This window comes from uncultured Maribacter sp. (assembly GCF_947496775.1).
GTDB lineage: Bacteria > Bacteroidota > Bacteroidia > Flavobacteriales > Flavobacteriaceae > Maribacter_B.
Genome location: NZ_CANMDU010000011.1, coordinates 135,213 through 144,186, shown reverse-complemented (window position 1 = coordinate 144,186; position 8,974 = coordinate 135,213). Strand labels below are relative to the sequence as shown.

At 32.5% G+C, this 8,974-nt stretch carries 8 protein-coding genes; 2 read left to right on the top strand and 6 right to left on the bottom strand.

Annotation, left to right across the window (positions count from 1 at the left end):
• Positions 1-149: 149 nt before the first annotated feature.
• The 4 genes from Q0856_RS16070 to Q0856_RS16055 all read right to left on the bottom strand — a co-directional run bounded on the left by Q0856_RS16070 (position 150) and on the right by Q0856_RS16055 (position 4,322).
• The gene (locus Q0856_RS16070; RefSeq protein WP_298506689.1) at positions 150-1,235 is read right to left on the bottom strand and encodes a hypothetical protein; all 1,086 of its coding nucleotides are present in this window, start codon (positions 1,233-1,235) and stop codon (positions 150-152) included.
• A gap of 496 nt (positions 1,236-1,731) precedes the next feature.
• Positions 1,732-2,850 carry a DNA polymerase III subunit beta gene (gene dnaN / locus Q0856_RS16065; protein ID WP_298506686.1) on the bottom strand — a complete coding sequence of 373 codons (1,119 nt, stop codon included), beginning with the start codon at positions 2,848-2,850 and terminating at the stop codon, positions 1,732-1,734.
• Between the two features lie 343 nt (positions 2,851-3,193).
• Positions 3,194-3,490 (bottom strand): antibiotic biosynthesis monooxygenase, encoded by a 297-nt coding sequence (locus Q0856_RS16060; protein WP_298506682.1) that lies wholly within the window; start codon positions 3,488-3,490, stop codon positions 3,194-3,196.
• A 1-nt stretch (position 3,491) separates the two neighbouring features.
• Positions 3,492-4,322: an SAM-dependent chlorinase/fluorinase gene (locus Q0856_RS16055; RefSeq protein ID WP_298506679.1), complete on the bottom strand. Its 831-nt coding sequence runs from the start codon at positions 4,320-4,322 to the stop codon at positions 3,492-3,494.
• A gap of 130 nt (positions 4,323-4,452) precedes the next feature.
• Between Q0856_RS16055 and Q0856_RS16050 the strand changes: the two genes are divergently transcribed.
• Positions 4,453-5,406 (top strand): PhoH family protein, encoded by a 954-nt coding sequence (locus Q0856_RS16050; protein WP_298479835.1) that lies wholly within the window; start codon positions 4,453-4,455, stop codon positions 5,404-5,406.
• Between the two features lie 8 nt (positions 5,407-5,414).
• The gene (locus Q0856_RS16045; RefSeq protein ID WP_298506676.1) at positions 5,415-6,362 is read left to right on the top strand and encodes a phosphoribosylaminoimidazolesuccinocarboxamide synthase; all 948 of its coding nucleotides are present in this window, start codon (positions 5,415-5,417) and stop codon (positions 6,360-6,362) included.
• 2 nt (positions 6,363-6,364) lie between these two features.
• Here Q0856_RS16045 and Q0856_RS16040 read toward each other — a convergent pair whose 3' ends face one another.
• Positions 6,365-7,015: a 3'-5' exonuclease gene (locus tag Q0856_RS16040; protein ID WP_298479841.1), complete on the bottom strand. Its 651-nt coding sequence runs from the start codon at positions 7,013-7,015 to the stop codon at positions 6,365-6,367.
• A complete protein-coding gene (locus Q0856_RS16035; RefSeq protein WP_298506673.1) occupies positions 7,015-8,934 on the bottom strand; it encodes a DUF294 nucleotidyltransferase-like domain-containing protein in 1,920 nt (639 codons plus the stop codon). Before Q0856_RS16035 ends, Q0856_RS16040 begins: the two co-directional genes overlap by 1 nt.
• Between the last annotated feature and the right edge of the window lie 40 nt (positions 8,935-8,974).

The following is an 8,974-nucleotide window of genomic DNA, read 5'->3' as shown; positions in this document are numbered from 1 at the left end:
AAAATCCAGCGAAGCTAGCTTCGCTGGATTAATTTAATTATTTAATAAATTGTCAACCTATTTTAGGACGACTCAAAACATAGAGAACAAAGACTATAAAGAACTTTGCTTTCTATGTTTTTTTACTATTTTTTTTGTATAAATTACATTTATTTACACACAACAGCATGTGCTATAACATAAATTTCTCCATCTAAGTTTTCTTCAATACTATATTGACCAGGCGCTACAGTTGCTTTTCCTTTTTTATTTAAAGGAAACATTCCATTACCTGCATACGTATGCGTTTCTTTTACGGTATAGTAGGGGTCAATATTGTACGTAACAGAGACATCACCTGCATTATAACTAACATCTACTGTACCAACTAGTTCTCCTTTTGAAGTATCACATTGACCCGCTGCAGCCCAAATATCATAAGTATAATCTCCTTCATTTAGTGGGCCTATAGTCCAACCCCACCTATTAAATCCTTGAGGTGTATCACTAAAACATGTATTACCATCAGTTCCTCTAGCAAAAGCTGTTTCACAAGAAGATGCTTCTGGTTCACATGCTAATAAATAAGGAATAATAACACTTTGTTTGTTGTTTGTAGGAATTAGTACAATAGCAAGATTTTGTCCAGCCATAGGTTCAAAATTTTCTCCATTTACTACTGCAGAATCAACAATTTCTAACCCTTTTTCTTCGCTCCAGTCATCACCAAGGTAAGTACATGAAACACAATTCTTATCGTCTATTAATTCCCAAATAGCCCATTGAAGGTCTCCAAAAGTGTAGTTACCTCCACTTGGACTTGGTTGTCCAATAAAGTCTTGATTAAGAATCCAATTAACTAAATCAAAGTTTTGCGGATTTTCAAATTTATTATCAGGTAAAATATCATAACTGGAATAAACTTCAGCATTAAAACACTCTACGTTTAATGATAGGTCTACATCTACACACCAAGCGGGAATATCTGATCCCGCTAAATCTCCTAATTCAATATCTATCAAAAAATACGAAGCATCTGCAGGTTTTACAGTAGTACACGCCTCTACAAATTCTGGTAGGATTGGCAGTAAATTTACGTTGCATAAATCTTTATTCGAGTAGTCTGATTTGGATTTATCCTTTTTGACTTTACTCTTAGCATCTACCGAATCTAGGTTAGAAACATCCAATGATTCTGTTTCGCATGAAACAAAAACCAAAGCAAAAGCCATAAACAATGTGATAATTTTTTTCATATTGTGGTGTTTTGAAGGTTATTAATTTAATTATAAGTAACTTTTTAATATACTAATAAATTAACAAATAGACTAGAGGTCCTAGGTTAACGACATATGAAATCGTTGAAATACAACTTATGTTTAAAATAAGTATTTTTTAAATACAATTACTTGATATACAGTTGTTAATGTGAAAATGTGTTTGCCAATATTTAAATTGTATAGTTGGATTCAGAGGATTAATACTACCTTTCGTAATATGACTTGCTAATATTTATAAACTTAGTAAAATAGCTGTTATGGTAAACCGGGTAATATTTTTTAGACCATTTAATAAGTTTTTTTTTAAAATTAGCTAATATTATTCCTGAAACAAATACTATTAAAGTTAGTATCGGAGAAGCTCCTAGTTACTTTGGAACTTTTAGATTTATATCTTAAGTAATTAATATAATGCAGACAAAAAAGTCCACCAGAAATGGTGGACTTTTCTAATATATAAAGTTTGTTCTATTTAAGTATTAAGCATTACAGGCATAACAAGCATTGTAACAGTTTCTCCTTCATCTAAACCATCTACAGGAGTAAGAATCCCAGCTCTATTAGGTAAACTCATTTCTAAAGCAACATCATCAGAGGTAAGGTTATTAAGCATTTCGGTTAAAAAACGAGAGTTAAAACCAATTTGCATATCATCTCCTTGGTAAGAACATGTTAATCTTTCTTCTGCTTTATTACTGTAATCTATATCCTCAGCAGAAATGTTTAATTCTGCACCAGCAATTTTTAATCTTATTTGGTGTGTAGTTTTATTAGAGAAAATAGAAACCCTACGAACAGAACTTAACAATTGTGTTCTTGGAATAGTAAGTTTGTTTGGGTTTTCTTTTGGTATTACCGCTTCGTAGTTAGGATATTTACCATCAATTAGTCTACAAATTAGTTCTGTGTTTTCAAAACTGAATTTGGCATTACTATCGTTATACTCAATAGTAACATCGGCCTCACTACCAGCTAAAATTCCTTTTAATAAATTCAAAGGTTTCTTGGGCATTATAAACTCTGCTACCTGAGAGGCAGTTATATCGGTACGCTGGTATTTTACTAATTTATGGGCATCTGTTGCTACAAATGTTAAGTTCTCTGGGGAGAATTGAAAGAAAACACCGCTCATTACGGGTCTTAAATCATCATTACCAGCAGCAAATATGGTTTTATTAAGAGCGGTTGCTAAAACATCTCCTAAAATAGTAGTAGAACTTGGTTCCGCTAACTCTACTGCCTTAGGGAACTCTGCACCATCGGCATAAGCTAAAGCATATTTACCGTGGTTAGAGCTTATTTCAACAGTGTTATTATTTTCAACAACAAAAGTTAAAGGTTGCTCAGGAAAGGTTTTTAAAGTCTCTAATAATAATTTTGCAGGGACAGCAATAGTACCTTCAGCATCAGAATCCACTTCTAAAACAGAGCTCATAGTGGTTTCTAAATCCGAAGCAGAAACCGTAAGGCTTTTTTGTTTTAGATCAAAAAGAAAATTATCCAAAATAGGAAGGGTATTACTATTATTAATAACACCACCTAATATTTGTAATTGCTTTAATAAGTATGTACTAGATACTATAAATTTCATGCGTTTATTTTTTGTTCAAATTATCTTTTGGTAAGCCAACTTTAAAAGTAAAAAGTAATGTAAGTATTACTTTTTGTCATCCAAACAAAGATATTTTAATTGGTCATTTTATGGAAACAAACTTATCAACAGAATTAGAGGGAGTAAAAGACCCTTTTTAGAGTGTAAAACTCTGTTAATAAGATAGTAGCGTCTTTGTTGTGCCCATTATTTATTAACAATATGAAATTTAAAAAAGGAAGTAGAGATATTCTTTCGCTAAAAATAAATAATTAAGAATGTTTATAACTCTACCTATAGAAGGTTTACATTTTTTTGGTAAAAAAGGAAAACGGGAGACTATTTATTGTAGGGTTACTCTTTTATGTACACTCCAAGCTTGGGGTTTATCATGAAATAACACTTTGGTTTTTCGCCATACCTTTTTAAAGAAATCCGAATTTCTATATACTTCTAAATACGACTCATCTTGCCAGTAACTATAGGTAAAGAAAATAGTAGGGTTGTTTTTATCTTGATACAGTTCTAGAAACTGACAACCATTAAAATTTCTTATATTCTCTTTTGTTTCCTCAAAAAGATTTTCGAAAGTACTAATGTGTTCTTCTTTAAAGGTAAGTTTAACAATCCGGACTATCATGTTATAAAAAATTAATGGTTACTGTGTCTCTATAATCTAATCCTAATAGGGTAGAAGCCCCACCAACGGTATCTAAATTACTTTTGTAAATGGCCAATTCTATATATCCCGAGGAGTTAAAAAGCGCTAGCAAATCTCCAGCTCCTTTTCGGTTATTTTTTTCCAGGTCAAAATTTATAATATCACAATAGTGGTTTCTAATTTTTTTAATAACATTATTTCTTGCCTGTAGTTCAAAATCTCTACCTTTTCTATAGGAATCAAAAACATGTTTAGGAATGTTAGTAATAACATTACCGTAATTATCAATATAAATTACCCTTCCTGTTATTTTATTACCATTATCAGAGACTTGAGCAGAAAATTCTCGAAGTTCTTTTAAATTAACAAATGGTTTGCCAATAACTTCTAAGGTGCCGCCCCTTGCAATATGGCAAGCAACTTTTACAAATATGTCTTTAACAGGAAAAGCTGTTTCACTTGGGTTGGGTAAATTAATTTCTACTATTTTCTCTGGTTCTCTTTCGGAAGTAATTAAACCTATTACGCCATTGTTAGCGCTAATAAAGTAATGACCGTCTATTAAAACCACTATATGTTCGTTTTCTGGAGTAGCTTCGGAGTCTACACCAACAATGTGAATGGAGCCTTTTGGGAAGCTTTTATAGGAGTTTTCTAAAACATATGCACATTGTTGAATGTTGAAAGGTTCTATATGATGCGATATGTCTACAATCTTAATATCTGGCAACTCTTTGTAGATAGCGCCTTTTAAAGCACCTACAAAAAAATCTTTCAATCCAAAATCGGTAGTTAGTGTTATTATTGCCATACAGCAATGTTGATATGTTTTTGGTTATGTAAACTGAAAATTTACTTAAGTTTGTTAAACAAAATTAAACAAAAAAATAGCGGAGCGAAATTATTCTTTCGTAACCTTAATTTTTAAACCAATAAAATTTTTGAACGAACTTATTTTAGAAATAACGGAGATTAGTCCAAGAGAGTTTTTTGGACAGGGAAATGAGAATATTAATCTTATTAAAAAATACTTTCCCAAATTAAAAATTGTTGCTAGAGGTAGCAAAATAAAGGTGTACGGAGATGAAGAGCTTTTAGAAGAGTTTGAAAAGCGTTTTGATATGCTTACGGCTCACTTTGCAAAGTATAATACTTTGGATGAAAATGCCATAGAAAGAGTTTTAACTAGTGAAGATGGAGCAGAGGATACTTCTTCTGATGATAGTGGAGAAACCTTAGTACATGGTGTTAGTGGAAGGCTAATTAAAGCAAGAACCGTAAACCAAAGGAAATTAGTCGATGCTGCTAAAAAAAATGATATGGTTTTTGCCATAGGGCCAGCAGGAACAGGAAAAACCTATACTAGTGTGGCTATTGCTGTTAAGGCATTGAAAGAGAAGCAGGTAAGACGAATTATTTTAACGAGACCTGCGGTAGAGGCAGGAGAGAATTTAGGTTTTTTACCGGGAGACTTGCAAGAGAAGTTAGATCCTTATATGCAACCATTGTACGATGCGCTTAGAGATATGATTCCTGCTGAAAAATTAGCGCATTATATAGAGAATGGAACTATTCAAATAGCGCCAATGGCTTTTATGAGAGGGAGAACTTTAGATAATGCTTTTGTTATTTTAGATGAAGCTCAGAATACCACACACGCCCAAATGAAGATGTTTTTAACGAGAATGGGTAAAAATGCAAAGTTTTTATTAACAGGGGATCCTGGACAAATAGATTTGCCTAGAAGAACCATATCTGGTTTAAAAGAAGCTATTCTGATACTTCAAAACGTAGAAGGAATAGGAGTAATATATTTAGATGAAAAAGATGTAATTCGTCATAAATTAGTTAAAAAAGTAATTGCAGCATACAAAAGTATAGAGCATCAGAATTAATAAAGAATATGAGTAATACAATTATAGATACCAATTTTAATTTTCCGGGACAGCAAAGTGTTTATAAAGGAAAAGTAAGAGAAGTGTATAAATTAAAGGATGATGTTTTGGTAATGGTTGCCACGGACCGACTATCGGCTTTTGATGTAGTAATGCCTAAAGGAATTCCTTATAAAGGACAAATTTTAAATCAAATTGCTACTAAAATGATGGCAGATACTGCCGATATAGTTCCTAATTGGTTAACCGCTACTCCAGATCCCAATGTTGCAGTAGGAGAGGCTTGTGAGCCTTTTAAAGTAGAGATGGTAATACGTGGTTATATGTCTGGTCATGCAGCCAGAGAGTATAAAGCAGGCAAAAGAGTTCTTTGCGGAGTGCCTATGCCGGAAGGTATGCGAGAAAATGATAAATTTCCTTCCCCAATAATTACTCCTGCTACGAAAGCAGAAATGGGAAATCATGACGAAGATATTTCAAGAGAGGATATTTTAAAAAAAGGAATTGTTTCTGAAGAAGATTATATAGTCTTAGAAAAATATACGAACGCCTTATTCCAAAGAGGGACAGAAATAGCAGCGAATAGAGGATTAATTTTAGTAGATACCAAATACGAATTTGGAAAAACGGCCTCTGGAAAGATTGTGTTGATTGATGAAATACATACGCCAGACTCATCTAGGTATTTTTATGCAGAGGGTTATAAGGAGAGGGAAGAAAAAGGAGAGGCACAAAAACAACTTTCTAAAGAATTTGTAAGGCAGTGGTTAATTAGTAATAATTTTCAGGGATTAGAAGGACAAACCGTACCAGAAATGACAGATGAATATATTACTTCAGTTTCTGAAAGGTATATTGAACTTTATGAGAATATTACAGGAGAAACTTTCGTAAAAGCCGATATTTCTAATATTCAGGAGCGTATAGAAAAAAATGTAGTTGCATATTTAGGCTAAGGTTACTTTAATAAGACTTTTAACGTAACTGTCTTTTTTTTCTTGAGCTCGGTTAGTATTTTTAAGAAAGCAATTGCGGTAATATAGGCATCGCCAAGTGCGGTATGTCGGTCTTCTTTGCTTATATCAAACTTATCCGTTAGTTCGTCTAGAGTATAAAAATCTTGTTTTTTTAATAGGTTAGATTTTAACTGTGTTTTTTTATAAAGTGTAGAAGTATCTAAGTACTTATTTTTTAATTCTGGTAACCCTAATCGGCCTAAAGCTTGGTTGAACATATTAATGTCGAACATGGCATGGTGGGCAATAATTACGGCATTACCTAAGTATGCTAAAAATTGAATAACAGACTCCTCTTCTGAAATTAAATTTTTCTTGCTATTATTTAGAATACCATGAATTTTTGCGCTCTCTTCTTTGTAAACATTCTGTTTTACATATACTTCGAAGGAGTTATGTACTTGAATTTTATTATTTTCTAAAGATAGCGCTCCAATGCATAAAATTCTATCACTTATAACACTAAAACCGGTTGTTTCTGTGTCGAAAACCACAAAGCGAATTTTAGAAATATCTTGCGGTGTTTCTTCTTTAAAAAGACTTTCGTACCTATTCCAATATTCCGGATATTTTTTTTTGCTTTTAAACCACATTAGCGCAATAAGTTATTTACGTTATATCGTACCGTAATCAGTTCTTGTATTTCTTTTACGGTTTTAAAAGTACGTTTTAGTTTTATTTTTTCTTCTTTACTTAATTTGTCCAAAGCAATAAATCTACCAGAGTCATGGTGCAGTAATCCTTGTTTGGTTCTAAATTTTAAAAGCGCTTTGGTGGCATAGGAACAAGCCAAGTATATTTCAGAGTTATTAGGTTCTATTTCGGCTAGTTTTTCATAACGTTCCCAAGTATTACTAATAGATTTAACAGAATGCGATAGAATTAAAACTCTTGCAGCATCAACCAAAGGCATTAATGCTCTTGATTTTAGGTCGAAAAAATCTTTGTGCTGTCCATCTTGTTCTACTAAAAACGATCTAAAAAATCCAGAAGGAGAGGGGTTTTGTAGTGCTCCATTTGCTAAATGCAGCAAGAACAACGGGTATTTTTTTGTGGTATCGAAAATATGATCCGAAAGAGTATTTACCAAATCTCTGTTGCCATACGAGATAGAATAATCAAAAAAGATAGAAGACATAAGAATCTCATCTGGACCAGGGTTAATAATCCAATGCGATATCATGTTTTTCCATTCTTGTAAACTTAAACACCATTTAGGGTTAGATGCCATCATTTCTGCTGGGCAATACTCATAGCCAATGGTGTGTAAACCTTTTGTTACATGTTTTGCTAATTTTAAAAAGTATTTGGTAACTTTTGGTAAATCGCTTTCTGGAACATCATTAAAAACCAAAAAATTATCCTGATCTGTATGGAGCATTTGTTCTCCTCTACCTTGACTACCAATAGCCATCCATGCAAACTCCGTAGGAGGCGGAACTTTCATTTTTTTTAGTGAAATAGTAATGACTTGTTTTATGCATGCATCATTTAACTCCGATATAATTTTAGAAATAAGCCCCATAGGTATATTTTCATCTAAATATCCTTGTAGTAGATGCATTATACTTTTTCTAATAGGTTTTATTTGTTTGTACTTTGTAGTTCTCTTTATAGCTTTCACTAGCACAGCAGGATTATCTCCAAGAGAAACCATAACATCATGCTTTGATAATATGCCTACAGCTTTCGTATTTACGGTTCCATCTTGGGTTAAGCAAAGGTGACTAATGCTGCTCTTCATCATAGCCATTTGAGCTTGGGTAACCGTAAGATTTTTGGGATACGTAATAACTGGGGAAGACATAATTGCAGAAGCGGTAGATGTTATTGGGTGTTTTCCTGTAATAATTTTATTTCTTAAATCTTTATCCGTAACAATACCAATAGGTAAATCATCCTTCAGAATTAAAATAGAACCAATTCTATTTTTTGTCATTATCTGCGCTACTTTTTTTACAGGGGTATCTTCGCTGCAACTAATAATTTTTTTAGAATATTTTACGGGTTGTAAATCTAAAAGTTTTACTTCGGGGTTTATAGTATCCACAGTTTCATTGCCGTATAATTTTCCTTTATGGCTTTTAGAGTACGGGTTTCTTGTGTTCGATGCAAAACTCTCCATTAAAAAAGTACTCACCGCTTCATTTTTCTTAGCGTATGGTTTAAAAGCATCTAAAGGAATACCGTATAATATAGTTTCTTCATGTGCTTTTGCTTCTAATTTGTAATTTTCATTAGCCATTAAAGGGCGTAATCCAAAAATATCTCCTTCATCGCAGATATCTATAATTTCGTTATTAGTGGTCTTTCTTAGGGCTACTGCTCCTTTGTGTACTATGTAAAATATGGTATGCGGCGTAGTATCTTCATTAAAAATAGTGCTATTTTTTTCCTGATAAACAATAACCACTTCTTGGGAAAGAGATTGTAACTCTTTTTTAATTAATAGGTTAAAAGGGGGGAAGTTTTTAAGAAAATCGGCAACTCTTTCTGAAATAGTATTTTTCATAAAATTAAAGTAATACTATTGTTTAACAACTAAAAGGAAA